This is a genomic window from Salmonella sp. SAL04162, from assembly GCF_046551535.1.
Taxonomy (GTDB): Bacteria; Pseudomonadota; Gammaproteobacteria; order Enterobacterales; family Enterobacteriaceae; genus Salmonella; species Salmonella enterica.
Genome location: NZ_JBGDVX010000004.1, coordinates 120,922 through 145,669, shown reverse-complemented (window position 1 = coordinate 145,669; position 24,748 = coordinate 120,922). Strand labels below are relative to the sequence as shown.

The 24,748-nt window shown below is 53.7% G+C and carries 26 protein-coding genes and 1 other RNA gene; 18 read left to right on the top strand and 9 right to left on the bottom strand.

All coding sequences use genetic code 11. The annotated features are described in order from the left end of the window. The first annotated feature begins 27 nt into the window (after window positions 1-27). The 6 genes from cmtB to ACLJRH_RS09640 all read left to right on the top strand — a co-directional run bounded on the left by cmtB (window position 28) and on the right by ACLJRH_RS09640 (window position 5,580). On the top strand, window positions 28-471 hold the full coding sequence (cmtB, locus tag ACLJRH_RS09665; protein ID WP_001518319.1) for a PTS mannitol transporter subunit IIA: 444 nt from the start codon (window positions 28-30) through the stop codon (window positions 469-471). A 27-nt stretch (window positions 472-498) separates the two neighbouring features. Continuing rightward, window positions 499-1,878: a PTS mannitol transporter subunit IICB gene (locus ACLJRH_RS09660; protein WP_000400411.1), complete on the top strand. Its 1,380-nt coding sequence runs from the start codon at window positions 499-501 to the stop codon at window positions 1,876-1,878. Window positions 1,879-1,901: 23 nt separating this feature from the next. Next, on the top strand, window positions 1,902-3,176 hold the full coding sequence (locus ACLJRH_RS09655) for a zinc-binding dehydrogenase (protein ID WP_000853168.1): 1,275 nt from the start codon (window positions 1,902-1,904) through the stop codon (window positions 3,174-3,176). After that, window positions 3,173-4,144 (top strand): class II fructose-bisphosphatase, encoded by a 972-nt coding sequence (gene glpX / locus ACLJRH_RS09650; RefSeq protein WP_001519647.1) that lies wholly within the window; start codon window positions 3,173-3,175, stop codon window positions 4,142-4,144. The genes ACLJRH_RS09655 and glpX overlap by 4 nt, the downstream gene beginning before the upstream one ends. A 213-nt stretch (window positions 4,145-4,357) precedes the next feature. Then, on the top strand, window positions 4,358-4,867 hold the full coding sequence (locus ACLJRH_RS09645; RefSeq protein WP_000209974.1) for an MltR family transcriptional regulator: 510 nt from the start codon (window positions 4,358-4,360) through the stop codon (window positions 4,865-4,867). Beyond that, complete coding sequence (locus ACLJRH_RS09640; protein ID WP_023136679.1) at window positions 4,864-5,580, top strand: nucleoside/nucleotide kinase family protein; 717 nt, start codon at window positions 4,864-4,866, stop codon at window positions 5,578-5,580. The genes ACLJRH_RS09645 and ACLJRH_RS09640 overlap by 4 nt, the downstream gene beginning before the upstream one ends. Here the strand turns inward: ACLJRH_RS09640 and ACLJRH_RS09635 are convergent. From ACLJRH_RS09635 to ACLJRH_RS09615, 5 genes are read right to left on the bottom strand one after another with little or no spacing between them, the layout of a single operon-like run. Next, window positions 5,549-6,238 (bottom strand): energy-coupling factor ABC transporter ATP-binding protein, encoded by a 690-nt coding sequence (locus tag ACLJRH_RS09635; protein WP_023136678.1) that lies wholly within the window; start codon window positions 6,236-6,238, stop codon window positions 5,549-5,551. The two genes, ACLJRH_RS09640 and ACLJRH_RS09635, sit on opposite strands and share 32 nt — an antisense overlap. Next, the gene (locus tag ACLJRH_RS09630) at window positions 6,232-6,909 is read right to left on the bottom strand and encodes an ABC transporter ATP-binding protein (RefSeq protein ID WP_001517914.1); all 678 of its coding nucleotides are present in this window, start codon (window positions 6,907-6,909) and stop codon (window positions 6,232-6,234) included. The genes ACLJRH_RS09635 and ACLJRH_RS09630 overlap by 7 nt, the downstream gene beginning before the upstream one ends. After that, window positions 6,897-7,604: an energy-coupling factor transporter transmembrane component T gene (locus ACLJRH_RS09625; protein WP_000553264.1), complete on the bottom strand. Its 708-nt coding sequence runs from the start codon at window positions 7,602-7,604 to the stop codon at window positions 6,897-6,899. Before ACLJRH_RS09625 ends, ACLJRH_RS09630 begins: the two co-directional genes overlap by 13 nt. Beyond that, window positions 7,605-8,183, bottom strand: a complete 579-nt coding sequence (locus ACLJRH_RS09620; protein WP_000124001.1) for an ECF transporter S component — start codon at window positions 8,181-8,183, stop codon at window positions 7,605-7,607. Between the two features lie 25 nt (window positions 8,184-8,208). Beyond that, window positions 8,209-8,634: a PPC domain-containing DNA-binding protein gene (locus ACLJRH_RS09615; protein WP_000218564.1), complete on the bottom strand. Its 426-nt coding sequence runs from the start codon at window positions 8,632-8,634 to the stop codon at window positions 8,209-8,211. Between the two features lie 373 nt (window positions 8,635-9,007). On the opposite strand from ACLJRH_RS09615, the gene epd reads away from it, so the two are divergent. From epd to ACLJRH_RS09585, 6 genes are all read left to right on the top strand, one after another. Further along, window positions 9,008-10,054 (top strand): erythrose-4-phosphate dehydrogenase, encoded by a 1,047-nt coding sequence (gene epd / locus ACLJRH_RS09610; RefSeq protein ID WP_023136677.1) that lies wholly within the window; start codon window positions 9,008-9,010, stop codon window positions 10,052-10,054. Window positions 10,055-10,075: 21 nt separating this feature from the next. Continuing rightward, a complete protein-coding gene (gene pgk / locus ACLJRH_RS09605; RefSeq protein ID WP_000111274.1) occupies window positions 10,076-11,239 on the top strand; it encodes a phosphoglycerate kinase in 1,164 nt (387 codons plus the stop codon). 101 nt (window positions 11,240-11,340) lie between these two features. Next, window positions 11,341-12,420 carry a class II fructose-bisphosphate aldolase gene (gene fbaA, locus ACLJRH_RS09600; protein ID WP_000034387.1) on the top strand — a complete coding sequence of 360 codons (1,080 nt, stop codon included), beginning with the start codon at window positions 11,341-11,343 and terminating at the stop codon, window positions 12,418-12,420. Between the two features lie 222 nt (window positions 12,421-12,642). Beyond that, window positions 12,643-13,503, top strand: a complete 861-nt coding sequence (locus ACLJRH_RS09595; RefSeq protein WP_000389833.1) for a small-conductance mechanosensitive channel MscS — start codon at window positions 12,643-12,645, stop codon at window positions 13,501-13,503. Between the two features lie 200 nt (window positions 13,504-13,703). Next, on the top strand, window positions 13,704-14,339 hold the full coding sequence (argO, locus tag ACLJRH_RS09590; RefSeq protein WP_023136676.1) for an arginine exporter ArgO: 636 nt from the start codon (window positions 13,704-13,706) through the stop codon (window positions 14,337-14,339). 93 nt (window positions 14,340-14,432) lie between these two features. Then, on the top strand, window positions 14,433-15,179 hold the full coding sequence (locus ACLJRH_RS09585) for an oxidative stress defense protein (RefSeq protein WP_000669854.1): 747 nt from the start codon (window positions 14,433-14,435) through the stop codon (window positions 15,177-15,179). A gap of 167 nt (window positions 15,180-15,346) precedes the next feature. Here ACLJRH_RS09585 and argP read toward each other — a convergent pair whose 3' ends face one another. After that, window positions 15,347-16,240: a DNA-binding transcriptional regulator ArgP gene (gene argP, locus ACLJRH_RS09580; protein WP_000828345.1), complete on the bottom strand. Its 894-nt coding sequence runs from the start codon at window positions 16,238-16,240 to the stop codon at window positions 15,347-15,349. Window positions 16,241-16,393: 153 nt separating this feature from the next. Between argP and rpiA the strand changes: the two genes are divergently transcribed. Together rpiA and serA are read left to right on the top strand one after the other, a co-directional pair. Further along, window positions 16,394-17,053 carry a ribose-5-phosphate isomerase RpiA gene (rpiA, locus tag ACLJRH_RS09575; protein WP_000189741.1) on the top strand — a complete coding sequence of 220 codons (660 nt, stop codon included), beginning with the start codon at window positions 16,394-16,396 and terminating at the stop codon, window positions 17,051-17,053. Window positions 17,054-17,319: 266 nt separating this feature from the next. After that, the gene (gene serA / locus ACLJRH_RS09570; RefSeq protein ID WP_001151627.1) at window positions 17,320-18,552 is read left to right on the top strand and encodes a phosphoglycerate dehydrogenase; all 1,233 of its coding nucleotides are present in this window, start codon (window positions 17,320-17,322) and stop codon (window positions 18,550-18,552) included. Window positions 18,553-18,927: 375 nt separating this feature from the next. Here the strand turns inward: serA and ACLJRH_RS09565 are convergent, their stop codons facing one another. The 3 genes from ACLJRH_RS09565 to zapA all read right to left on the bottom strand — a co-directional run bounded on the left by ACLJRH_RS09565 (window position 18,928) and on the right by zapA (window position 20,099). After that, window positions 18,928-19,524 (bottom strand): 5-formyltetrahydrofolate cyclo-ligase, encoded by a 597-nt coding sequence (locus tag ACLJRH_RS09565; protein WP_031603972.1) that lies wholly within the window; start codon window positions 19,522-19,524, stop codon window positions 18,928-18,930. A 20-nt stretch (window positions 19,525-19,544) separates the two neighbouring features. Beyond that, window positions 19,545-19,728, bottom strand: a non-coding RNA gene (gene ssrS / locus ACLJRH_RS09560) — 6S RNA. Between the two features lie 41 nt (window positions 19,729-19,769). Next, window positions 19,770-20,099, bottom strand: coding sequence for a cell division protein ZapA (zapA, locus tag ACLJRH_RS09555; RefSeq protein WP_001276011.1), 330 nt, complete (start codon window positions 20,097-20,099; stop codon window positions 19,770-19,772). Between the two features lie 166 nt (window positions 20,100-20,265). Here zapA and ACLJRH_RS09550 point away from each other — a divergent pair, with 166 nt between their 5' ends. The 4 genes from ACLJRH_RS09550 to ubiI all read left to right on the top strand — a co-directional run bounded on the left by ACLJRH_RS09550 (window position 20,266) and on the right by ubiI (window position 24,689). Beyond that, window positions 20,266-20,844, top strand: a complete 579-nt coding sequence (locus tag ACLJRH_RS09550) for a YecA family protein (protein WP_000027236.1) — start codon at window positions 20,266-20,268, stop codon at window positions 20,842-20,844. Between the two features lie 25 nt (window positions 20,845-20,869). Beyond that, window positions 20,870-22,186 carry a Xaa-Pro aminopeptidase gene (pepP, locus tag ACLJRH_RS09545; RefSeq protein ID WP_023136675.1) on the top strand — a complete coding sequence of 439 codons (1,317 nt, stop codon included), beginning with the start codon at window positions 20,870-20,872 and terminating at the stop codon, window positions 22,184-22,186. Continuing rightward, window positions 22,183-23,361 (top strand): 2-octaprenyl-6-methoxyphenyl hydroxylase, encoded by a 1,179-nt coding sequence (gene ubiH, locus ACLJRH_RS09540; protein WP_001635505.1) that lies wholly within the window; start codon window positions 22,183-22,185, stop codon window positions 23,359-23,361. Before pepP ends, ubiH begins: the two co-directional genes overlap by 4 nt. 125 nt (window positions 23,362-23,486) lie before the next feature. Beyond that, window positions 23,487-24,689, top strand: coding sequence for an FAD-dependent 2-octaprenylphenol hydroxylase (gene ubiI, locus ACLJRH_RS09535; RefSeq protein WP_001192144.1), 1,203 nt, complete (start codon window positions 23,487-23,489; stop codon window positions 24,687-24,689). Window positions 24,690-24,748 lie beyond the last annotated feature (59 nt).

Genomic DNA, 24,748 nt, shown 5'->3' with positions numbered 1-24,748 from the left:
ACCCTAAAAATAAAATAAGGATAGTTTATGCGGTTAATAGATTATTTTCCTGAAGCATCTATTACAATAAGGCCATTGGCACAAAATTGGCAGGAAGCTGTTGATTTTTCCATGTCATCTCTTTTGGCTAATCGTTATATAAATGAAAATTATATTCAGGCTATCAAAGATTCAACAATCAGTAATGGTCCTTACTATATTCTGGCACCTGGTGTCGCGATGCCTCATGCTCGCCCCGAATGCGGCGCGTTAAAAACCGGGATGTCATTAACATTGCTCAGGCAGGATGTGCAGTTTACCGACGAGGATGACGGCATAAAATTATTAATCGGCCTGTCAGCAGCAGATTCAGATTCACATATTGGCGCTATTCAGGCGTTAAGCGAACTATTATGTGAAGAGGATGTTTTAGCGGCGTTATTAGCTGCGAAATCAGAAAAAGAGCTGGCGGATATTATAGCTCGCGCATAATTATTCTCTCCTTTACAGGATATTAATATGGAACACAAGTCTGCTCGTGCAAAGGTCCAGGCTTTTGGGGGATTTTTGACCGCGATGGTCATTCCCAATATCGGCGCTTTTATTGCCTGGGGTTTTATCACTGCATTATTTATTCCAACCGGGTGGATGCCAAATGAGCATTTCGCCAAAATTGTCGGCCCGATGATTACTTATTTACTGCCGGTGATGATTGGTTCTACCGGTGGACATCTGGTCGGTGGAAAGCGTGGCGCCGTGATGGGGGGAATTGGCACCATTGGCGTTATCATCGGCGCTGATATCCCCATGTTTCTTGGCTCAATGATTATGGGGCCTCTCGGCGGTCTGGTCATTAAATATATTGATCGGTTGCTGGAAAAGCGGATTCCCGCCGGTTTTGAGATGGTGATTAATAACTTCTCGCTGGGTATCGCCGGGATGATTTTGTGCCTGCTGGGTTTTGAAGTGATTGGTCCGGCGGTACTTATTGCCAATAACTTTGTGAAGGAGTGTATTGAATCATTGGTACATGCGGGCTATCTGCCGCTGCTGTCTTTAATCAATGAACCGGCAAAAATCCTCTTTTTGAACAATGCCATCGATCAGGGCGTTTATTATCCGTTGGGAATGCAACAGGCGTCGGAAACCGGAAAGTCCATTTTCTTTATGGTGGCCTCTAACCCGGGGCCTGGCTTAGGTTTGCTGCTTGCCTTTACGCTATTCGGCAAAGGAATGGCAAAGAAATCTGCGCCTGGCGCCATGATTATCCATTTCCTCGGGGGGATTCATGAGCTCTATTTCCCCTATGTGCTGATGAAGCCATTAACACTCATCGCCATGATTGCCGGCGGGATGAGCGGAACATGGGTGTTTAACCTGTTGGATGGCGGCCTGGTTGCAGGGCCAAGCCCGGGGTCAATTTTCGCTTACCTGGCGCTGACGCCGAAAGGTTCTTTCCTTGCTACGATTGCTGGCGTAACGGCGGGAACGGCAGTGACCTTTATTATCACCGCTTTCATTTTGAAAATGGAAAAAAGTAGCGAAGCCGACAGCGAAGATACTTTTAGTGATTCCGCTAAAGCGGTGAAAGCCATGAAGCAAGAAGGCAAATTTTCATATCGCGACGTGAAACGTATCGCCTTTGTCTGCGATGCGGGGATGGGCTCCAGCGCAATGGGCGCCACAACGTTCCGCCGACGTCTGGAAAAGGCGGGCCTGACTATCGACGTTAAACATTACGCTATCGAAAATGTACCGGATGATGCCGATATTATCGTTACCCACGCCAGCCTTGAAGGACGTGTTAAGCGAGTCAGCGATAAGCCCTTAATACTTATTAAAAACTATATTGGCGATCCGTGCCTTGATGATTTATTTAACCATTTGACATCGAATTAATATTTCAGGTTTCTGGAGTAAATATGAAAACGAAAGTAGCTGCTATATATGGCAAGCGGGATGTCCGTATCCGTGAGTTTGAATTACCCGACATTACGGAGAATGAACTGCTCGTAAGCGTAATTTCCGACAGCGTATGTCTCTCTACCTGGAAAGCCGCTTTATTAGGCAGTGAACATAAACGAGTGCCAGATGATCTGGAAAATCATCCAGTCATTACGGGGCATGAATGTGCTGGAATTATCGTCGAAGTAGGAAAAAATCTGACTGATAAATATAAAAAAGGACAGCGTTTTGTTTTACAACCGGCGATGGGCCTGCCGAGCGGTTATTCTGCTGGCTACAGTTACGAATATTTTGGTGGTAACGCCACGTACATGATAATCCCGGAAGTAGCGATTAATCTGGGCTGTGTTTTACCGTATCACGGCTCATATTTTGCCGCGGCATCGCTGGCGGAACCGATGTGCTGCATTATTGGCGCTTATAACGCCAATTACCATACAACACCTTATGTTTATGAACATCGGATGGGAGTCAAACCCGGCGGTAATATCGCGCTCCTGGCCTGTGCCGGACCGATGGGCATTGGTGCGATTGATTATGCCATTAACGGCGGGATCCAGCCGGCGCGAGTTGTGGTGGTCGATATCGATGAAGCCCGCCTGGCGCAGGCTAAAAAACTGCTGCCGGTCAAACAGGCCGCTGAGAAGGGCATTGAGCTTATCTATGTGAATACCGCGGGCATGGCTGATCCTGCTGCGCAACTTCGGACATTAACCGATGGCGCAGGATTTGATGATGTCTTTGTTTATGCCGCCGTTCCGTCCATCGTTGAAATGGCTGACGATCTTCTCGCCGAAGACGGTTGCCTGAATTTCTTTGCCGGGCCGACAGATAGCCAGTTCAAGGTACCGTTTAATTTCTACAATGTGCATTACAACAGTACCCATGTCGTAGGGACATCCGGCGGCTCCACGGAGGATATGAAAGAGGCTATTACGTTAAGCGCAACAGGACAGCTTCAGCCTTCATTCATGGTGACGCATATTGGTGGGCTGGATGCAGTACCGGACACCGTACTCAACCTGCCGGATATTCCCGGCGGTAAGAAGCTTATCTATAACGGCGTCACCATGCCGCTGACGGCGATTACTGATTTCGCCGAAAAAGGAAAAACGGATCCGTTGTTCAGGGAGCTGGCGCGTCTGGTTGAAGAGACGCACGGCATCTGGAACGAAAAAGCGGAAAGATACCTGCTGGCGCAATTTGGCGTGGATATCGGGGAGGCGGCATGATGTCTCTGGCATGGCCGCTATTTCGCATTACGGAGCAGGCAGCACTGGCTGCCTGGCCGCAAACGGGATGCGGCGATAAGAACAGAATTGATGGGCTGGCTGTTACCGCGATGCGACAGGCATTGAATGATATCGCCATCCGTGGGCGGATCGTCATCGGCGAGGGGGAAATCGATCATGCGCCCATGCTGTGGATTGGCGAGGAGGTGGGTAACGGCGAGGGGCCGGAGGTGGATATCGCCGTCGATCCTATAGAAGGCACCCGAATGGTCGCCATGGGACAAAGTAATGCGCTGGCCGTCATGGCGTTTGCGCCCCGGGGCAGCTTGTTACATGCGCCCGATATGTATATGAAAAAGCTGGTTGTAAATCGGCAGGCGAAAGGCGTGATCAATCTGGCGTTATCGTTAACCGATAATCTGCGAAATGTCGCCAGGGCGCTAAATAAGCCGCTGGAGGATCTGCGTATGGTCACGTTAGATAAACCGCGGCTGAAACCGGCCATTACACAGGCGACGCAACTTGGGGTTAAGGTATTCGCTCTCCCCGATGGTGATGTAGCGGCCAGCGTCCTGACCTGTTTGCAGGATAACCCTTATGATCTGATGTATACCATTGGCGGCGCGCCTGAAGGCGTAATTTCCGCCTGTGCGGTAAAAGCGCTGGGCGGTGATATGCAGGCGGAGCTGCTCGACTTTTGTGAAGCGAAAGGGGACAACGCTGACAACCGCCTGGTGGCGCAACAGGAGCGTCAACGCTGCGAAGAAATGGGCGTTGCGGTTAACCGCGTCTACTCCCTTGACGAACTGGCTGCCGGTAACGACATTCTCTTTAGCGCGACGGGCGTTACGGGCGGCGATCTGGTTAACGGGATCCAACGGGTTGCGAACGGTGTGCGCACGCAAACTTTACTGATTGGTAGCGCAGATCGAACGTGTAATATTATAGACTCTCTGCATTCATGGTGACTTATCCCCGTCATTCTTCACGTTGCAAGTACGTTGGCGACGCGCGTTCACACCAGTCACTTACTCATGTAAGCTCCTGGTGGTTCTCTCTCTTGCCGCTTGTCTGCAACTCGAATTATTTAGGGTATATACTCTGGGCTTTTCAGGATGAAGGACGGTGGCAAGTCCACGCCCACCTGTAGCTTGAAAGACGATGAGTATATCGGGACACAAATGACGACGCTGACAGAAGACGATGTGCTTGAGCAACTGGATGCTCAAAATAATTTACTTTCGTTTATGACGACGGCACATAACATTTTGCTCCAGGGCATTAAGCGCTTTCTGCCGTCGCTGTTTGTCGATAATGATGAAGAAATTGTGGAATATGCAGTGAAGCCGTTACTCGCTCAAAGCGGGCCGCTTGACGATATCGACGTTGCATTACGTCTGATTTATGCGCTGGGGAAAATGGATAAATGGCTCTACGCTGACATCACCCATTTTTCTCAGTTTTATCAGTACCTGCATGAACAGGACGCGATTCCCGGTTTTGCCGACGACATTACCTGGGACTTCATCAGTAACGTTAACTGTATTACCCGTAATGCGCCCTTATATGGCGCGCTGGAGTCGATGAAGTTTGCCGACTTCGCCGCGTGGTCTGAGGTGCGTTTTACCGGTATGGTCAAAACGGCGATGGCGCTGGCGGTAACGACAATTTTAAAGGAATTAACGCCGTGAAAATCGCATTAACGGTTAATGGGCTGCACGTTGAAGCACATTATCATGATGATGAAATAGAGAAGGTTCACAAGCCCTTACTGCAACAACTGGCTAAAATACATGCCGCTAAACCTGAGCGCCGTACCATCGTTTTTCTTAGCGCGCCGCCCGGCACAGGCAAATCCACGCTGACCACCTTCTGGGAATATCTCTCTCGTCAGGATGCTGGCCTGCCGGAAATTCAAACGCTTCCCATGGATGGCTTTCATTACTATAACCGCTGGCTGGAGGCGCATCATTTACGTGCCTGTAAAGGCGCGCCGGAAACCTTTGACGTTGATAAGCTGGCGGAAAATCTGCGTCTGGTGCGGGCTGGCGAAGCGACCTGGCCGCAGTACGACCGACAGTGGCACGACCCGGTGGAACACGCTGTTATGGTCACGGCGCCGATCGTGATTGTGGAAGGAAACTGGCTCCTGCGGGATGACGACAGATGGCGCGCATTAGCGGAGTTTTGCGATTTCTCATTATTTATTCGCGCCCCGGCGGAAACCTTACGCGCCCGGTTGATTGGACGTAAACTGGCGGGAGGATTATCACAGGCGGAGGCGGAAACCTTTTATGAACGCACCGACGGCCCAAATGTGCGCCGGGTGCTGGAAAGTAGCCTGCCAGCCGATCTCATGCTGGAAATGACCTCTACGGGCGAATATCGGATGGCGTGTCCTTAATGATGTTACGCGGCGTTATCGCGCCATTATGCAGCCGTACCACCCGTGAAAAATGACGCCGGGTAAACGCAGCGTCATGGCTAATCGCCACGACGCTGGTTCCCCGTGCCCGGCATGTCGCCAGCCAGTGTTCAAATATGGTTAGCCAGTGGGCGTCAAAATCCCGGCTGGGTTCATCCAGCAATAGCACAGGCGGCGCCATCGCCTCCAGACTGGCGACCGCCACCATCCGGCGCTGCGCGGCGTGCAGATCGAGCGGGTGCGCCTCGGCGACGTCCGTTAGCTGACATAACCGCAGCGCGGCCTGCGTGCGCCGTGAAATTTCCTCCGCCGATAAGCGTTGTAGTTTCAGCCCAAAAGCGACCTCTTGCGCGACATTGCTGTGGAAAATCTGGTTTTCCGCTTCCTGAAAGAGTACGCCGATAGCGGCGGCGCGTTGACGATTTTTAAGCTGCGAAATCGGCTCTCCATTAAGCGTTACCGAGCCGGAAGTGGGGGAAAGCAGGCCGGACATAATCCGTAACAGCGTTGATTTTCCCGCGCCGTTATCGCCGGTCAACGCCAGCCATTCGCCGTCCTGAAGTTCAAGCGAGATAGCGTGCAGACAGTCAGCTGCGGCATTCGGCCAGCGATAAGCGACCTGATTTAACGTCAACATAATGGGGTTAGCGCTCCGTCACGCAATTGCCATACCCGCTGGCATCGCGTCAGAAAAGGAAAATGATTACGCTCAAAAAGCACAATGAGAGAATGACGTTCCAGCGCCCACTGTTGTAACCGTTCCAGCAGCGTCCCGGTGGCCGCTGACGTCAGCCGACTGAAGGCTTCATCAAGAACTAATAGCCTGGGCTGCATGGCAAGCGCGCTGGCAATCACTACCCGCTGCGTTTCGCCGCCGGAGAGCGTGCCGGGATGGCGATGGCGTAACGACTGGCAGTTTGTCAGGGTCAGCGCCTCGTCAATGCGCCGTAGAATTTCCGCTTCATGGAGGCCGAGATTCTCCGGGCCAAACGCCACCTCTTCCTCTACGCTAAAGGTACAGCCGGAAAGCTGTAAATATGGCGATTGCTGCACCAACTGGATGGTGGGCGACTGTTCTACCAGCGGGAGCCGCCCGATAGGGACGCCAAGCAGTAAGCCTGTGCCGTCAATATCACCGGGGAGATAATCCGGATACCAGCCAGCCATCAGTTGCGCCAGCGTACTTTTTCCGCTGCCGTTATCGCCGACTATCGCCACTATTCCGGGTGTTGAATAGTGGAAATCAAAACATGCCGGCGGGCGTGTCGCATCGGACGGAAGATAACGAAACTGCTCTAACGTAACCATATCCATACTCCCGCTTCCGCCAGTATTAGCAATACCATGCCATACCGCGCAACCCGTTGTAACACGCTATCTTTCGGCGCCCACAGCGTGGTTCGGGCGCGATGCAGCCGAAACCCCCGCATATCCAACGCCGCGCCGCGTATTGTCAGATCGTTAAGCGCATTTTGCGTAAGCGGCACGATCAGCGCAGGCATTGCCCGTAGCCGCTGATACCAGCCTTCATCCAGCGGTACGCCGCGTGCGCGCTGGGCTTCATGAACGATCGTCAGTTGTCGTTTGAGTTGTTCGACGACCAGCAGAGGGCCAGCGAACAGGTAAGCGATGCCGGGGGGCAGACGTGAAGCGAACAGGGCGCGAATAAACCGCTGAACCGGCACATACTGCATCCATAGCTGCGACGTCGACACGATCGCCAGCAGGCGTAGCCATAGCGTAACGGCATATATCCAGCGCTGCGGATCGCGAGGCTGCCCGCTTATCCATTCCGTTAGCCAACCGCCATGTACCAGCCATAGCCCAAACCCTAAAGACAGCATCAGCCAGGCGACATACTTCGCCCGCCGCCGCGTTGATTTCAGCGCCAGCAGACAGAGAAAGGCCGCCGCGCTATAAACCGGGAGCACGGTCTGCGCAGGGAGTAGCAGCGTGGTGCAGGCCGCCAGCGCCCATAAGGTTAACGAGGTAAACGGATGCATTTAGCGTACGGCTGACATCGCAGGAAAATGCCGTGTCGTACGTAACGGTAGCTGACGCAGCAGCACCCAAACGATGATCGCCGTCAGAATTTTATCGACCAGATTAGCGCCTATGACGGTAATCGCGACCGACTCCACCAGGTTTTGGCCCATTGAATGCATCCAGGCGACGAATAAATCAGCGCCGCTACCGGTAACGCCGCCAAAAAGCGCGGTACGAAGCGGTACGGCGACCAGCGTCACCGCTAACGTAATGACGACCCCGCTGACGATCACTTTGGGCAGGGTACGAAACCAGCCTGCGCGCGCCAGCCACCCGGCGACCAGACCGATAACCATCGCTACCGGGGCAAACGCGGCAGCGATAGGATCGGTAAGCAGCCCCCACAGCAAGTTGGTCAGAAGCCCAGTCAACATGCCGATGAACGGCCCTAACAGTACCGCACTAATTAAGGTGCCGATCGAGTCGAGAAAAATAGGCAGCTTCAACATGCTAATAAGCTGTCCGCCAATCATATTGATGGCAATAGCGATGACAATCAGCACAAGAGACTGGCTGGAAAACGGGCGACGCGCCATAAAGTACCTCTTAAAGAGTCGTCAATTAACGGGAAGAAATATGCAGTTCGTCATAACCGGAAATGGCGCACGGTTGACGGCTGAACGTCAGCGCTGGCAGCTCGCCGATAACCAGCTCCAGCGTGGTACGCACGGTACACCCTGGCATCATATGGCCGCCGAGCATGGCCCCGTAGGGATCTGATACCGCGAGATGCAGATGCTCGCCGGTCAATTCAAGCGTGCCGTTTAGCGAGATAACTTCAAACGTGCCGGTGAGCGATGTGGTCGCTTCTTGCCCGGCATAACGCAGCGCAACGTCGGTCAGACTGCCGGTACACCCTGCAATCCAGGCGGCATGTAATTGGTTCTGTTGCACAAAGGCGTGTAATTGGGAAAACACTTCCTGGCCGGGAAGCAGACGAAGCGCGTAAAAGCGCGCTGTAGAGGCATTGTGGTGAGATACAGTCATCGTTACAGGACTCCGAGACTCGGACGTGGCGCTGATAATATAGACGCTGGCGACAGCGCTTTCTGATATAAATCAGTATTTGTGACGCGACGATGAAAAGATCTGACGGATGTACTGGTGATTCTTAAATATGGAATAAATTGCAGCGTAAGCGGCCATGAAATGTGATGCAGGTCAGATAACTGTCTTCTTCGACTGGACAAACATTCCTTTTATTCCCCGTTTCGCTTATTCTAGCTGAAGCGTTTCAGTTAATTAAATGTTCGACAATTAACCAATCAGTCGCAGTTTGCGACAGGTGAGGTTTTACTCGACGATGAGCTGCATTACTCTGTCAGCCTCATCTGAATCGGGATAGCCTTGCAGGAGACCTATGACCGTACGCATAGCGATTAATGGCTTTGGTCGCATCGGGCGTAACGTGGTTCGTGCTTTGTATGAATCCGGACGTCGGGCGGAAATTACCGTGGTGGCCATCAACGAGCTGGCGGATGCCGCAGGCATGGCGCATTTGTTGAAATACGATACCAGCCACGGGCGTTTTGCATGGGAGGTTCGCCACGAGCGCGAGCAGCTTTTTGTCGGTGACGATGTCATTCGTATTCTGCATGAACGAACGCTGGCGGATCTGCCGTGGCGCGAACTGGGCGTGGATGTCGTGTTGGATTGTACGGGCGTATATGGCAACCGGGAGCATGGCGAGGCGCATATTGTCGCTGGCGCGAAGAAAGTGCTCTTTTCTCATCCGGGCAGCAACGATCTTGACGCCACCGTCGTTTTTGGCGTGAACCAGAATCAACTGCGTGCGGAACATCGTATTGTCTCAAACGCGTCCTGTACCACGAATTGCATAATCCCCGTCATTAAATTGTTGGATGATGCTTACGGCATCGAGTCTGGTACCGTCACGACGATCCACTCCGCGATGAACGATCAGCAGGTGATCGACGCGTATCACTCCGATCTACGGCGCACGCGCGCGGCCAGCCAGTCGATTATCCCGGTAGATACAAAACTGGCGGCAGGCATTACGCGTATATTCCCGCAGTTTAACGATCGTTTTGAGGCGATTGCCGTGCGCGTTCCAACCATTAATGTGACGGCGATCGATTTAAGCGTGACGGTGAAAAAACCAGTAAAAGCCAGTGAAGTCAACCAGTTGCTGCAAAAAGCAGCACAAGGTGCATTTCATGGTATAGTTGACTATACGGAATCACCGTTGGTCTCGATAGATTTTAACCACGACCCGCACAGCGCCATTGTTGATGGCACGCAAACCCGGGTCAGTGGCGCCCACCTGATCAAGACGCTGGTCTGGTGCGATAATGAATGGGGCTTTGCTAACCGGATGCTCGACACCACGTTAGCGATGGCCGCAGTTGGTTTCAGGCTCGACGCGTCAGCGTCGACAAAACTTTAAGCATCATTGAGAGGATTCACCATGTCTGTAATTAAGATGACCGATCTGGATCTGGCCGGGAAACGCGTTTTTATCCGTGCGGATCTGAACGTACCTGTTAAAGAAGGGAAAGTGACCAGCGACGCGCGTATCCGCGCCTCTCTGCCGACCATCGAACTGGCTCTGAAACAGGGCGCGAAAGTGATGGTAACTTCCCACCTGGGTCGTCCTACCGAAGGCGAGTACAACGAAGAATTCTCTCTGCTGCCGGTTGTTAACTACCTGAAAGACAAACTGTCTAACCCGGTTCGCCTGGTCAAAGATTACCTGGACGGCGTTGACGTGGCCGAAGGTGAGCTGGTGGTTCTGGAAAACGTTCGCTTTAACAAAGGCGAAAAGAAAGACGACGAAGCGCTGTCTAAAAAATATGCCGCCCTGTGTGACGTATTCGTGATGGACGCCTTTGGTACTGCGCACCGCGCGCAGGCTTCTACCCACGGTATCGGCAAATTTGCTGACGTCGCGTGCGCAGGCCCGCTGCTGGCCGCTGAACTGGATGCGCTGGGTAAAGCGCTGAAAGAGCCGGCTCGTCCGATGGTGGCTATCGTTGGTGGTTCTAAAGTATCTACCAAACTGACCGTTCTGGATTCCCTGTCTAAAATCGCTGACCAGCTGATTGTCGGCGGCGGTATCGCCAATACCTTCGTTGCCGCTCAGGGCCACAGCGTCGGTAAATCCCTGTACGAAGCTGACCTGGTTGACGAAGCAAAACGTCTGCTGACCACCTGCGATATCCCGGTTCCGACCGATGTTCGCGTTGCCACCGAGTTCTCCGAAACCGCACCGGCGACTCTGAAATCCGTTAACGACGTGAAAGAAGACGAGCAGATCCTGGATATCGGCGATGCTTCCGCTCAGCAGCTGGCTGAAATCCTCAAGAATGCCAAAACCATTCTGTGGAACGGCCCGGTTGGCGTGTTTGAGTTCCCGAACTTCCGTAAAGGGACTGAAATCGTGGCGAATGCCATCGCTGATAGCGAAGCGTTTTCTATCGCTGGCGGCGGCGACACCCTGGCGGCAATCGACCTGTTCGGCATTGCTGACAAAATTTCCTACATTTCTACTGGCGGCGGCGCATTCCTCGAATTCGTGGAAGGTAAAGTTCTGCCAGCCGTAGCGATGCTCGAAGAGCGCGCTAAGAAGTAATCGTTACGGGCAGGGATTCCTGCCCGTTGATTTATTGCCGATCTGACATTCAGGGCGGCCCGTGTTTTTTCCCAAAGCCCGACGATACAGGACAACGAAACATGTCTAAAATTTTTGATTTCGTAAAACCAGGCGTGATCACTGGTGATGACGTACAGAAAGTGTTCCAGGTAGCAAAAGAAAACAATTTTGCTCTGCCGGCAGTTAACTGCGTGGGCACTGATTCCATCAACGCTGTTCTGGAAACCGCTGCAAAAGTTAAAGCACCGGTCATCGTTCAGTTCTCCAACGGCGGCGCGTCCTTCATCGCGGGTAAAGGCGTGAAAACTGACGTACCTCAGGGCGCGGCAATCCTGGGCGCTATCTCTGGCGCGCATCACGTTCATCAGATGGCTGAACATTATGGCGTTCCGGTTATCCTGCACACTGACCACTGCGCCAAGAAACTGCTGCCGTGGATCGACGGTCTGCTGGACGCGGGTGAAAAACACTTCGCGGCTACCGGTAAACCGCTGTTCTCTTCTCACATGATTGACCTGTCTGAAGAGTCTCTGCACGAAAACATCGAAATCTGCTCCAAATACCTGGCGCGCATGTCCAAAATTGGCATGACTCTGGAAATCGAACTGGGTTGCACCGGTGGCGAAGAAGACGGCGTGGACAACAGCCACATGGACGCTTCTGCCCTGTACACCCAGCCGGAAGATGTTGATTACGCGTACACTGAGCTGAGCAAAATCAGCCCGCGTTTCACCATTGCCGCTTCCTTCGGTAACGTACACGGCGTTTACAAGCCGGGTAACGTGGTTCTGACCCCGACCATTCTGCGTGATTCTCAGGAGTATGTTTCTAAGAAACACAACCTGCCGCACAACAGCCTGAACTTCGTTTTCCACGGCGGTTCCGGTTCTACTGCTCAGGAAATCAAAGACTCCGTAAGCTACGGCGTAGTGAAAATGAACATCGATACCGATACCCAATGGGCAACCTGGGAAGGTGTTCTGAACTACTACAAAGAAAACGAAGCGTATCTGCAAGGCCAGCTGGGCAACCCGAAAGGCGAAGATCAGCCGAACAAGAAATACTATGACCCGCGCGTATGGCTGCGTGCTGGCCAGACTTCGATGATCGCTCGTCTGGAAAAAGCATTTAAAGAACTGAACGCGATTGACGTTCTGTAATGTAGTCTGTTGATTAAAATGGCTTCCCTCGGGAAGCCATTTTTTTATCGTTATTTCCGGAGAGCGGCGTTAACGCTTTCATCCGGCCAACTCACAGTGTGCCTGCCTTTTTGGGGATGATGCCGAAAAATGGCATATTCCTCTGTTTTTGTTTACCTTTAAAAAGTTCTTTTCGTGAGAATGATCTCATTTGCTTGTTTTGCTATGACCAAGGAATATTGAATGGAAGATTTGAATGTTGTCGACAGCATAAATGGTGCGGGCACCTGGCTGGTACGCAACCAGGCGTTATTGCTCAGCTATGCTGTGAATATTGTTGCGGCTATCGCTATTATCATCATCGGGTTGATTGTAGCGCGCGTGATCTCCAATACGGTAAATCGTCTGATGCGTGCGCGTCATATTGATGCGACAGTGGCCGACTTTCTTTCTGCGCTGGTGCGCTATGGGGTTATCGCTTTTACGCTGATTGCGGCTCTGGGTCGCGTGGGGGTTCAAACCGCCTCGGTTATTGCCGTACTGGGCGCCGCCGGTTTAGCCGTTGGCCTGGCATTACAGGGATCGCTTTCTAACCTTGCGGCTGGGGTATTGCTGGTTATGTTCCGTCCGTTCCGCGCCGGTGAGTATGTCGATTTGGGCGGCGTTGCCGGTACGGTACTGAACGTGCAAATCTTTTCCACGACAATGCGCGCGGTAGACGGCAAAATTATTGTGATTCCGAATGGCAAAATTATCGCGGGAAATATCATCAACTATTCTCGTGAGCCGGTTCGCCGTAACGAATTCATTATTGGGGTGGCCTACGATTCGGATATCGATCAGGTGAAACAGCTGCTAACGACGATTATCGAGTCCGACGATCGTATTTTAAAAGATCGCGAAATGACGGTACGTTTGAATGAGCTGGGCGCCTCATCAATTAATTTTGTGGTGCGTGTCTGGAGTAAAAGCAGCGACCTGCAAAATGTCTACTGGGACGTGCTGGAACGTATTAAACGTGAATTCGACGCCGCTGGTATTAGCTTCCCGTACCCGCAGATGGACGTCAATTTTAAACGTGTGAAAGATAACGCCGCGGAGTAATTTTTCTCCCGCGCTGCCTGCCGGCGCTGCGCTTATCCGCCTCCAGTATTCTCTGGTTATTGAGCGGATAAGCGTAGCCGCCATCCGTTATTCAGTCTCTTCATTAGCTTTTCTTATTAGTGATTAAAATTATCAATTTCCGCTAATAATATTCCCGCGCTATAGTCTGCCTTTAAGAAAAACAGCTCAGGGTAGTTAACGTGATATCTTATTATTTTCAAGGGATTGCCCTTGGCGCCGCCATGATCCTTCCGCTAGGCCCGCAAAATGCGTTTGTGATGAATCAGGGAATTCGTCGCCAGTACCACCTCATGATAGCGCTGCTTTGCGCGTTAAGTGATTTAGTCCTGATCAGCGCCGGTATTTTTGGCGGCAGCGCGTTGCTGATGCAGTCGCCGTGGCTGCTGGCGCTGGTCACATGGGGCGGGGTCGCGTTCTTGTTATGGTACGGTTTTGGCGCGCTGAAAACGGCAATGAGCAGTAATCTGGAGCTGGCCAGCGCCGAGGTTATGAAGCAGGGGCGCTGGAAAATTATTGCTACGATGCTGGCGGTAACGTGGCTGAATCCGCACGTTTATCTGGATACGTTTGTCGTGTTGGGCAGTCTCGGCGGGCAACTGGCTATGGAGCCAAAGCGCTGGTTTGCTCTCGGCACGATTAGCGCGTCGTTCTTATGGTTTTTTGGGTTAGCGCTACTGGCGGCCTGGCTTGCGCCTCGACTGCGTACGGCGAAAGCTCAACGCATTATCAACATTCTGGTTGGGGTGGTGATGTGGCTTATCGCCTTCCAACTGGCGCGGGAAGGCGTCGCGCATATGCACGCGCTTTTCAACTAAGCGTTGTCTGATGGACAACAGGCCGATATCCGCTAAGCTTGCCTGCATGCGCCCTGTATATCAGGGCAATGACTGCAATATGGAGGAGAGACTGTGAAGTTCAAAGTGATGGCCCTGGCGGCATTAGTGGGTTTAAGTGCAATGTCGGCGCAGGCAAGCGAATTGCCGGAAGGCCCGCACATCGTGACTTCCGGTACGGCAAGCGTCGATGCTGTGCCTGATATCGCCACCTTAGCGATTGAAGTGAACGTCGCGGCGAAGGATGCGGCGACGGCGAAGAAGCAGGCCGATGAGCGCGTGGCGCAATATCTTTCCTTCCTTGAGCAAAATCAGATTGCGAAAAAAGACATTAGCGCGGCGAATCTGCGCACGCAGCCGGATTATGATTACCAAAACGGTAAAAGCATTCTGAAAGGGTATCGCGCGGTGCGAACCGTTGAAGTGACGCTGCGTCAGTTAGATAAACTCAATTCGCTGCTGGACGGCGCGCTGAAGGCGGGTCTGAACGAGATTCGTTCGGTATCGCTGGGCGTGGCGCAACCGGACGCCTATAAAGACAAGGCCCGCAAAGCCGCCATTGATGACGCGATTCATCAGGCGCAAGCGCTGGCAGCCGGTTTTAACAGCAAATTGGGGCCGGTTTACAGCGTTCGTTACCATGTCTCTAATTATCAGCCGAGTCCGGTGGTGCGAATGATGAAAGCCGCAGATGCTGCGCCGGTATCCGCGCAGGAAACTTACGAGCAGCCGACTATTCAGTTCGACGATCAGGTCGATGTGGTATTCCAGCTTGAACCTGGAACAGGGCAGACGTCGACAACGGCCGCCAGCACGCAGTAATCTCGCCCGGCCTGGGCGCTTCCAGGCCGCGTTTTCTCCCGGTGTTCTCGTTTTTTGCCGCCTGAACGCAATGATTTTGTGATGAATTTCAAAGAAGCGACGGGGGAATAATGGGTCATGCAGGCCGGATAAGACGTTCACGCCGCCATCCGGCATTCATTGAGAGGCTAATCCTGACGCAGCACCTTGTGCCCGTACTCCAGTAGCGCGTCGGTCACTTTGCGCATCATCCGGCTTTCCGGGGCAAAGCGGTGCCAGTAAAGCATCCGGCGTTGTAGCAAACCAGGCGTTAAGTTGATCAACTCGCCGCTTTCCAGCTCTTTCTCAATCTGCAGGTGAGGGATCATGCAGCAGGTCGTGCCCTGACGCGCAAGCTGTACAAACGCTTCGGATGAATTAACGATATGACACGGCACGCTGCCGGGTGGTAGATCGAAATTCTGTTGCAAAAAGGCCTGATGCATATCATCCAGATGGTCGAACGCGACGGCGGGCGCTTTCAGCAGCGACGACCGGGTAACACCATTGGGGAAATAGCGCTCGGCAAACGGCTTTGACGCGACAAACAGATAGTCGAGCGCGCCCAGTTTGTCTACCAGGCAACTGGGCAGCGCCTGATGCTGAATACTCACCGCGCCCACCACCTCGCCGCGACGCAGACGTTCTTGCGTGCGCGTTTCATCTTCCACCTGTAAATTGAGACGGATAGGGGAGTCCGCCAGCACCGGCGCCAGCGCCGGAAGCAGCCAGGTCGCCAGACTGTCGGCGTTAACCGCCAGCGACAGCAGCAGCGGCGTAGAGCCGGTTTGTTCATCGCCCAGCCACTCTTCTTCCAGCAGTTCAACCTGACGCAGCAGAGCCAGTAATTTTTGCCCTTGCTCCGTGGGGCGAGGAGGAACGGTACGCACCAACAACGGTTGTCCGAACATATTCTCAAGCTGTTTTATGCGCTGTGAGACGGCGGATTGCGTGATGCACAGCTTCTGGGCGGCGCGCTCGAATCCTCGTTCACGTATAACGGCATCCAGCGCCTGTAGTGTTCTGTAGTCCGGACGTTTCATTGTTGTGTCATGCTCCTGTTATTTTTTTCCGCACTATGACATAAATTTGCCGTCGGTACAGATGAAATCCGTAGCCTGTGTACGGACACGGAGATTTTTCCCGACAATGTTCTATAATGCGGCTGTATTTTCACACCACAGGCGAAACGATCTATGACGCAGGATGAACTGAAAAAAGCGGTAGGATGGGCGGCACTTCAGTATGTACAGCCCGGCACCATTGTGGGCGTTGGTACAGGCTCAACGGCCGCACACTTTATTGATGCGCTGGGCACAATGAAAGGCCAGATTGAAGGCGCGGTCTCCAGCTCGGACGCCTCGACTGAAAAACTCAAAGGCCTCGGTATTCATGTGTTTGATCTCAACGAAGTGGATAGCCTGGGTATCTATGTCGATGGCGCGGACGAAATCAACGGTCATATGCAGATGATTAAAGGCGGCGGCGCGGCATTAACCCGTGAGAAAATTATTGCTTCCGTGGCGGAGAAATTTATCTGCATTGCGGATGCCTCTAAGCAGGTAGATATTCTTGGCAAATTCCCGTTGCCGGTCGAAGTGATTCCGATGGCGCGCAGCGCGGTCGCTCGTCAACTGGTGAAGCTGGGCGGGCGTCCGGAGTACCGTCAGAACGTGGTCACGGATAACGGCAACGTGATTCTGGATGTTTATGGTATGGAAATCCTTGATCCCATCGCGCTGGAAAACGCCATTAACGCGATTCCGGGCGTCGTGACCGTAGGGTTGTTCGCCAACCGTGGCGCCGATGTCGCACTGATCGGCACGCCGGACGGGGTGAAAACCATCGTAAAATGATCCCGCCAGGCGTATTTCCTGCCGCGTAAAAAATTCGGTCAGGGCAAATTTGGTGACATGTATCACGTTTAATCGTTTGCCCTGCCGATCCCTCCAAAGAAAAAGTTATTCCCGGTATTTTCATCTGCTATTTCCCGCTGTATGCGATTCCTTCACGACGCTGGCGCAAACGTTCATATTGCCGTGATAATTTTTTTTGATATGTTGAAGGACGGATGCAAATCCACACACAACATCAGATGGCAAAAAAAGACAGGATCGGGGAAATGGCAAAGGTATCGCTGGAGAAAGATAAAATTAAATTTCTGCTGGTTGAAGGGGTGCATCAAAAGGCGCTGGAAAGCCTTCGTGCGGCAGGTTACACCAACATTGAATATCACAAGGGCGCGCTGGACGCTGAACAGTTGAAAGCGTCCATCCGCGATGCTCACTTCATCGGTCTGCGATCCCGTACTCATCTGACAGAAGAAGTGATTAACGCCGCAGAGAAGCTAGTGGCGATTGGCTGTTTTTGCATCGGCACCAACCAGGTGGATTTAAATGCGGCGGCAAAACGCGGTATTCCGGTCTTTAACGCGCCATTCTCGAATACCCGTTCCGTGGCGGAGCTGGTGATTGGCGAGCTATTGCTGCTGCTGCGCGGCGTGCCGGAAGCGAACGCCAAAGCGCACCGCGGCGTATGGAATAAACTGGCGGCGGGATCGTTCGAAGCGCGCGGTAAAAAGCTTGGCATTATCGGCTACGGCCATATCGGAACGCAGTTGGGCATTCTGGCGGAATCGCTGGGGATGCATGTCTATTTCTATGATATTGAAAATAAACTGCCGCTCGGTAACGCAACTCAGGTGCAGCACCTGTCTGAATTGCTGAATATGAGCGATGTGGTCAGTCTGCACGTACCTGAAAACGCCTCCACCAAAAACATGATGGGCGCAAAAGAGATAGCCCTGATGAAGCCGGGTTCGCTGCTGATTAACGCCGCGCGCGGTACGGTGGTGGATATCCCAGCTTTGTGCGACGCGCTGGCGACGAAACATCTGGCGGGGGCGGCTATCGACGTCTTCCCGACGGAACCGGCCACTAATAGCGATCCGTTTACCTCTCCGCTGTGCGAATTCGATAATGTGATCCTGACGCCGCATATCGGCGGCTCGACGCAGGAGGCGCAAGAAAACATCGGTCTGGAAGTCGCAGGAAAACTGATTAAGTACTCGGATAACGGCTCGACGCTGTCCGCCGTGAACTTCCCGGAAGTGTCGCTGCCGCTGCACGGCGGTCGTCGCCTGATGCACATCCACGAAAACCGCCCGGGCGTATTGACCGCGCTTAACCAGATCTTTGCCGAGCAGGGCGTTAACATTGCCGCGCAGTATCTGCAAACCTCCGCCCGAATGGGGTATGTGGTAATTGATATAGAAGCCGATGGCGATGTGGCGGAGAAAGCGCTGCTGGCGATGAAGGCGATTCCGGGCACCATTCGCGCCCGTCTGCTGTACTAATTTCCTCTAAATGGGCAGGAGATGACCTGCCCATCCTTTCTTTCCCTGCCTCAACATCTCTTCGTGTAACGCATACATTCTGTTTTCGAGCCTTGCCGCAATTGGTAATTAAAGGCAGCGTTGCGTGTTGTACAGCAATAAAAGGAATTTACGATAAGGGCTCAGCATAGCGCTGAAACGGGAAAGCCCCTACCGAAGCAGGGGCTCTAAAAAGGAAAGGGACGATGATGAGATACGTCATCATGCTGCTGATCCTGTTAATCATCGCTACGCCAGCATATTAACAGAGAGTACGCAGGAGGGAGGTTCGCCTCCCTCACCCTTCACCGAGAAATTTAGGTCAAAAAAACGACGCTGTCAATCGACAAAACACGGCTACCACTCCCAAATTTTGGATGGCGTTACCACCGCAGGCAGCGGGATATCCCACTCTTCAACCGGCAGCTTTTCTACTAACTGGCAATCATGCGCGTAGCCCACAGGTAGGATCTTATGCTGCTGCCAGTTTTGCAACGTACGGTCATAAAATCCGCCGCCCATCCCCAGGCGCTGCCCGTCTTCGTCAAACGCGACTAACGGCGTTACCAGCACATCCAGCTTTGCCAGCGGCAATACGTCGCGGACATCAAGCCGTGGCTCCCGGATCTTTAAGCGGTTGGTCACCAGCGCACTCTGCGGATGATAGTGCAGGAACAGGAGGTTGCCAGGGCTGAAGGGATGAAGAACCGGAAGGTAGACGCGCTTGCCCGCTTGCCATAGCTGTTCTATCAGCGGCTGGGTGTCGAGTTCGCCATCAAAGGAGAGAAACACGGCGACAGTGTGCGCCATCACGACGGGAGGAAAGCTGAGCATTCGGGCGGCGGCCTGTTGACCAAAGCGGCGTTGCTGCTCTGGCGTTAGCGCACGGCGACGTTGCCGAATCATTCGGCGGATTTCTTGTCGTGATAAAGAGAGTTCGGGAAGTTGCGTCATGGCTGTCGCCAGTCAGAAGGGGAATCTCCGAGATGCCGCCGCAGGCTGTAACCCTTGAACCCTTGGTTCAAGGTGAATGTGTCGTCACAGTTTTAAGGCTTCTCGGACGAACCGAGCATGCTCACCAACCGCGGAGCGCCACATTCTTGTGGTATGAAATATCGGCTCAGGGGACTGGCCCGCTTGCAAACATCTCAGAGAAATTCTGTTTTCACAATCACTTTACCATAGTAAAGCGAAAAGTGTTATTCAAAGTTTTGGCCCGTTTTTTCGGTTATGCGACCTTGATCAAGCAACGCCTGTTCGATGGTCTGTTGTAGCATCCGAATACGTTGTTCCATGCTCGCCGCGTAATCGCGGGTCTTCGCTTTTTCCTGAGTTAACTCATAGCTGATATTCAATGCGGCAATGAAAACCAACTGCTCAGTATTTGTGACTCTAGTGCGAACTTTCAGATCTTGCAACCGCTGATTCAGATCGTCCGCAGCCTGATTCAACGCATCCCTTTGGTCAGGCGGGCAATTCACTCGCAGTGAACGGCCAAATATTTGGATATCGACGGGTTGTGCAGACATGCCACCTTCCTGCTGATTGACTGCGCTGCCTTCGTCTCCAGACCCAGGGTCCGCGAAGGGGCGACACTATAGCTACCCTGGTGTGAAGATACAAGCCCTTTTCTGGTTCACCAGGGTCCAAAGTGGTAGCATATCATGAATATCCTCCCTTTGATGACGAATGCTTATGTCTATACAGAACGAAATGCCTGGTTACAACGAAATGAACCGGTTTTTGAATCAACAAGGGGCCGGTCTGACCCCGGCTGAAATGCATGGTTTAATCAGCGGGATGATTTGCGGCGGCAACAACGACAGCTCATGGCAGCCGCTGTTGCACGACCTGACGAACGAAGGTCTGGCCTTCGGGCATGAGCTTGCTCAGGCGCTGCGCAAAATGCACGCGGCGACCAGCGACGCGCTGGAAGACGACGGCTTTCTTTTTCAGCTTTATCTGCCTGAAGGCGACGATGTCAGCGTATTCGATCGCGCAGATGCATTAGCCGGGTGGGTTAACCACTTTTTGCTTGGCCTCGGCGTAACGCAGCCTAAACTTGATAAAGTCACCGGCGAAACGGGTGAAGCGATTGACGACCTGCGTAATATTGCGCAGCTTGGTTATGATGAGAGCGAAGATCAGGAAGAGCTGGAGATGTCGCTCGAAGAGATCATCGAATATGTCCGTGTTGCGGCGCTGTTATGTCATGACACTTTCACGCGCCAACAGCCGACCGCGCCGGAAGTGCGTAAACCGACGCTACACTAAGCAAAAACGAAATGGAGGCCATGTCATGACTCAGCAGGAATACCAACGCCGTCGCCAGGCATTACTGGCGCAAATGCAGCCCGGCAGCGCCGCGCTGATCTTTGCCGCGCCGGAGGCGACGCGCAGCGCAGACAGTGAATATCCGTATCGCCAGAGTAGCGACTTCTGGTATTTCACCGGTTTTAACGAACCGGAAGCCGTGCTGGTACTGATTAAGAGTGATGACACCCACAATCACAGCGTTTTGTTCAACCGCGTTCGCGACCTGACGGCGGAAATCTGGTTTGGTCGCCGTTTAGGACAGGATGCCGCGCCGGAAAAACTGGGTGTTGACCGGGCGCTGGCGTTTAGCGAAATCAACCAGCAACTCTTTCAGTTGCTTAATGGTCTGGATGTGGTGTACCACGCGCAGGGCGAATATGCGTATGCCGACGAGATTGTTCTGGCTGCGCTGGAGAAGCTGCGTAAAGGCTCCCGCCAGAATCTGACCGCGCCGGCCACCATGACTGACTGGCGACCGATTGTCCATGAGATGCGCCTGTTCAAATCGCCGGAAGAGATTGCTGCCCTGCGCCGCGCCGGGGAAATTAGCGCGCTGGCGCATATCCGCGCGATGGAAAAATGTCGTCCGGGGATGTTTGAGTATCAGCTGGAGGGTGAAATTCACCACGAATTTAACCGCCACGGCGCGCGCTATCCCTCCTATAACACCATTGTCGGCAGCGGCGAAAATGGCTGTATCCTGCATTACACTGAAAACGAAAGTGAAATGCGCGACGGCGATTTAGTGCTTATCGACGCGGGCTGTGAATATAAAGGTTACGCGGGCGACATCACGCGTACTTTCCCGGTGAACGGGAAATTTACGCCAGCTCAGCGTGAAATTTATGACATCGTTCTGGAATCGCTGGAGACCAGCCTGCGACTGTTCCGTCCTGGCACCTCTATTCAGGAGGTGACCGGCGAAGTCGTGCGCATCATGATAACCGGGCTGGTGAAGCTGGGGATTTTGCAAGGAGAGGTTGATCAACTGATTGCCGAAAATGCGCATCGTCCTTTCTTTATGCATGGCTTGAGCCACTGGCTGGGGCTGGATGTTCATGATGTCGGCGTTTATGGGCCGGATCGCTCCCGCATCCTGGAGCCGGGCATGGTGCTGACCGTAGAGCCAGGCCTCTATATCGCGCCGGATGCCGACGTGCCGGAAGCGTATCGCGGCATTGGCGTTCGAATTGAAGATGACATTGTCATTACCGAAACCGGTAATGAAAACCTGACCGCTGGCGTTGTGAAGAAGGCGGATGACATTGAGGCATTAATGGCGGCGGCGCGGCAGCAATGAGCGTCATTATCGTTGGCGGCGGCATGGCAGGCGCGACGCTGGCGCTGGCCATCTCTCAGTTCAGTCATGGGACGTTGCCGGTACACCTGATTGAAGCGAAAGCGCCTGAAGCCGACGGTCATCCCGGCTTTGACGCCAGAGCGATTGCGCTGGCGGCGGGCACTTGCCAGCAACTGGCGCGAATTGGCGTCTGGCAGGCGATTTCCGATTGCGCAACGGCAATCAACACCGTACACGTCAGCGATCGCGGCCATGCCGGATTTGTGACTCTCGACGCGCAGGACTACAGTCTGGCAGCGTTGGGTCACGTTGCGGAGCTGCATGATATCGGGCTGCGTCTGTTTGCGCTCTTGCGTAAAGCGCCAGGCGTTACGCTGCACTGCCCGGAGCGCGTAGCCAGCGTGTCGCGTACCCAACAGCAGGTTAACGTCACACTGGAAAATGGCAATGTGATAGCTGGCAGCGTGCTGGTGGCGGCTAACGGTACCCACTCCGCGCTGGCGTCAGCCTGCGGCGTTGACTGGCGTCAGGAGCCTTACGAACAGTTAGCGGTGATAGCGAATGTCGCGACCGCTATCCCGCACCAGGGACGCGCCTTTGAACGTTTTACTCCCAATGGCCCGCTGGCGATGTTGCCGATGTCGCATGGCCGATGTTCGCTGGTTTGGTGTCACCCGCTCGACCAGCGCGATGAGGTGCTGAGCTGGTCCGACGCGCAGTTCTGTCATGCGTTGCAGGCCGCGTTCGGCTGGCGGCTGGGGCGAATTACTCAGGCCGGTAAGCGCAGCGCGTATCCGCTTGCCCTTACTACGGCGGCAAAAGTGTTTACTCACCGGACTGTCGTGGTCGGCAATGCGGCGCAGACGTTGCATCCTATCGCCGGACAAGGGTTTAATCTCGGTCTGCGCGATGTCATGAGCCTGGCGGAAACGCTGGTCGCGGCACAGGACGCGGGCGAGGATATTGGCGCCTGGCACGTGTTATCGCGCTATCAGCAGCGTCGTCAGGTTGACCGGGATACGACGATTGGCGTAACGAACGGTCTGGTCCATCTATTTGCAAATCGTTGGGCGCCGCTGGTTATTGGGCGCAATATCGGTTTAATGGCGATGGAATTATTACCACCTGCGCGCGATGCGCTGGCACAGCGGACCTTAGGTTGGGTTGCGCGTTAAGCAGATCTGTAGGCCGGATAAGGCATTTACGCCGCCATCCGGCATCGTGTTCGTAAAAATACCGGATGGCGGCTTCGCCTTATCCGGCCTACGGTTTTGATTGTTCCGGTTTCCAGGAGTAAATAGTGCAAAGTGTTGATGTAGCAATAGTTGGCGGAGGCATGGTGGGACTGGCTGTCGCCTGCGGCTTGCAGGGGAGCGGCTTGCGCGTTGCGGTACTGGATCACGTTGTCCCCCAGCCGTTGGCGAACGATGCGCCGCCTCAGCTTCGGGTGTCGGCGATTAATGCCGCCAGCGAAAAACTGCTTACCCGTCTTGGCGTATGGTCAAACATTGTGGCGCGACGGGCAAGTTGCTACCACGGTATGGAAGTCTGGGATAAAGACAGCTTTGGCCGTATTACGTTTGATGACGCAAGCATGGGATATAGCCATCTGGGGCATATTGTTGAAAACAGCGTCATTCACTACGCACTGTGGCAAAAAGCGCAGCAAGCGGCGGATATCACCTTAATGGCGCCAGCGGAGTTACAGCAGGTCGCCTGGGGGGAGAACGACGCCTTCCTGACTTTAAAAGACGGCGCGATGTTAACCGCGCGTCTGGTGATTGCCGCGGATGGCGCCAACTCCTGGCTGCGTAACAAAGCGGATATTCCCTTAACTTTCTGGGACTACCGTCACCATGCGCTGGTAGCGACTATCCGCACCGAAGAGCCGCACGGCGCGGTTGCTCGCCAGGTGTTTCATGGTGAAGGTATTCTGGCGTTTTTGCCGTTAAGCGATCCGCATCTGTGTTCCATTGTCTGGTCGCTTTCTCCGCAGGATGCGGAGCGTATGCAACAGAGCGGCGACGAGGCGTTTAACCAGGCGTTGACTATCGCCTTCGATAATCGGCTGGGCTTATGCCGCCTGGAAAGCGAACGGCAGGTTTTTCCTCTGACGGGCCGCTATGCTCGCCAGTTTGCCGCGCATCGTCTGGCGTTAGTCGGCGATGCCGCGCACACCATCCATCCGCTGGCAGGGCAAGGCGTCAACCTCGGCTTTATGGACGCGGCCGAACTGGTGGACGATCTGCGCCGGCTTCAGCGCCAGGGCAAAGACATTGGTCAACATCTTTATCTTCGTCGTTATGAGCGTAGCCGTAAACATAGCGCGGCGATGATGCTTGCCGGGATGCAAGGTTTTCGTGACCTGTTTGCCGGCGAAAACCCGGCAAAAAAATTGCTGCGCGACATCGGACTGAAACTGGCGGATACGCTCCCCGGCGTCAAACCCCAACTGCTTCGCCAGGCAATGGGGCTAAACGACCTTCCGCAATGGCTTCGTTAAGCGTCTGACTGCACGCCAGCAAGAGTTTGAAACCCGTCACACTTTGCTTTCCCGGCTAT

Coding starts and splice junctions, on each gene's coding strand:
- cmtB (WP_001518319.1), top strand. CDS start 28: ATGCGGTTAATAGATTATTTTCCTGAAGCATCTATTACAATAAGGCCA.
- ACLJRH_RS09660 (WP_000400411.1), top strand. CDS start 499: ATGGAACACAAGTCTGCTCGTGCAAAGGTCCAGGCTTTTGGGGGATTT.
- ACLJRH_RS09655 (WP_000853168.1), top strand. CDS start 1,902: ATGAAAACGAAAGTAGCTGCTATATATGGCAAGCGGGATGTCCGTATC.
- glpX (WP_001519647.1), top strand. CDS start 3,173: ATGATGTCTCTGGCATGGCCGCTATTTCGCATTACGGAGCAGGCAGCA.
- ACLJRH_RS09645 (WP_000209974.1), top strand. CDS start 4,358: ATGACGACGCTGACAGAAGACGATGTGCTTGAGCAACTGGATGCTCAA.
- ACLJRH_RS09635 (WP_023136678.1), bottom strand. CDS start 6,238: ATGTTGACGTTAAATCAGGTCGCTTATCGCTGGCCGAATGCCGCAGCT.
- ACLJRH_RS09630 (WP_001517914.1), bottom strand. CDS start 6,909: ATGGTTACGTTAGAGCAGTTTCGTTATCTTCCGTCCGATGCGACACGC.
- ACLJRH_RS09625 (WP_000553264.1), bottom strand. CDS start 7,604: ATGCATCCGTTTACCTCGTTAACCTTATGGGCGCTGGCGGCCTGCACC.
- ACLJRH_RS09620 (WP_000124001.1), bottom strand. CDS start 8,183: ATGGCGCGTCGCCCGTTTTCCAGCCAGTCTCTTGTGCTGATTGTCATC.
- ACLJRH_RS09615 (WP_000218564.1), bottom strand. CDS start 8,634: ATGACTGTATCTCACCACAATGCCTCTACAGCGCGCTTTTACGCGCTT.
- epd (WP_023136677.1), top strand. CDS start 9,008: ATGACCGTACGCATAGCGATTAATGGCTTTGGTCGCATCGGGCGTAAC.
- pgk (WP_000111274.1), top strand. CDS start 10,076: ATGTCTGTAATTAAGATGACCGATCTGGATCTGGCCGGGAAACGCGTT.
- fbaA (WP_000034387.1), top strand. CDS start 11,341: ATGTCTAAAATTTTTGATTTCGTAAAACCAGGCGTGATCACTGGTGAT.
- ACLJRH_RS09595 (WP_000389833.1), top strand. CDS start 12,643: ATGGAAGATTTGAATGTTGTCGACAGCATAAATGGTGCGGGCACCTGG.
- argP (WP_000828345.1), bottom strand. CDS start 16,240: ATGAAACGTCCGGACTACAGAACACTACAGGCGCTGGATGCCGTTATA.
- rpiA (WP_000189741.1), top strand. CDS start 16,394: ATGACGCAGGATGAACTGAAAAAAGCGGTAGGATGGGCGGCACTTCAG.
- serA (WP_001151627.1), top strand. CDS start 17,320: ATGGCAAAGGTATCGCTGGAGAAAGATAAAATTAAATTTCTGCTGGTT.
- ACLJRH_RS09565 (WP_031603972.1), bottom strand. CDS start 19,524: ATGACGCAACTTCCCGAACTCTCTTTATCACGACAAGAAATCCGCCGA.
- zapA (WP_001276011.1), bottom strand. CDS start 20,099: ATGTCTGCACAACCCGTCGATATCCAAATATTTGGCCGTTCACTGCGA.
- ACLJRH_RS09550 (WP_000027236.1), top strand. CDS start 20,266: ATGTCTATACAGAACGAAATGCCTGGTTACAACGAAATGAACCGGTTT.
- pepP (WP_023136675.1), top strand. CDS start 20,870: ATGACTCAGCAGGAATACCAACGCCGTCGCCAGGCATTACTGGCGCAA.
- ubiH (WP_001635505.1), top strand. CDS start 22,183: ATGAGCGTCATTATCGTTGGCGGCGGCATGGCAGGCGCGACGCTGGCG.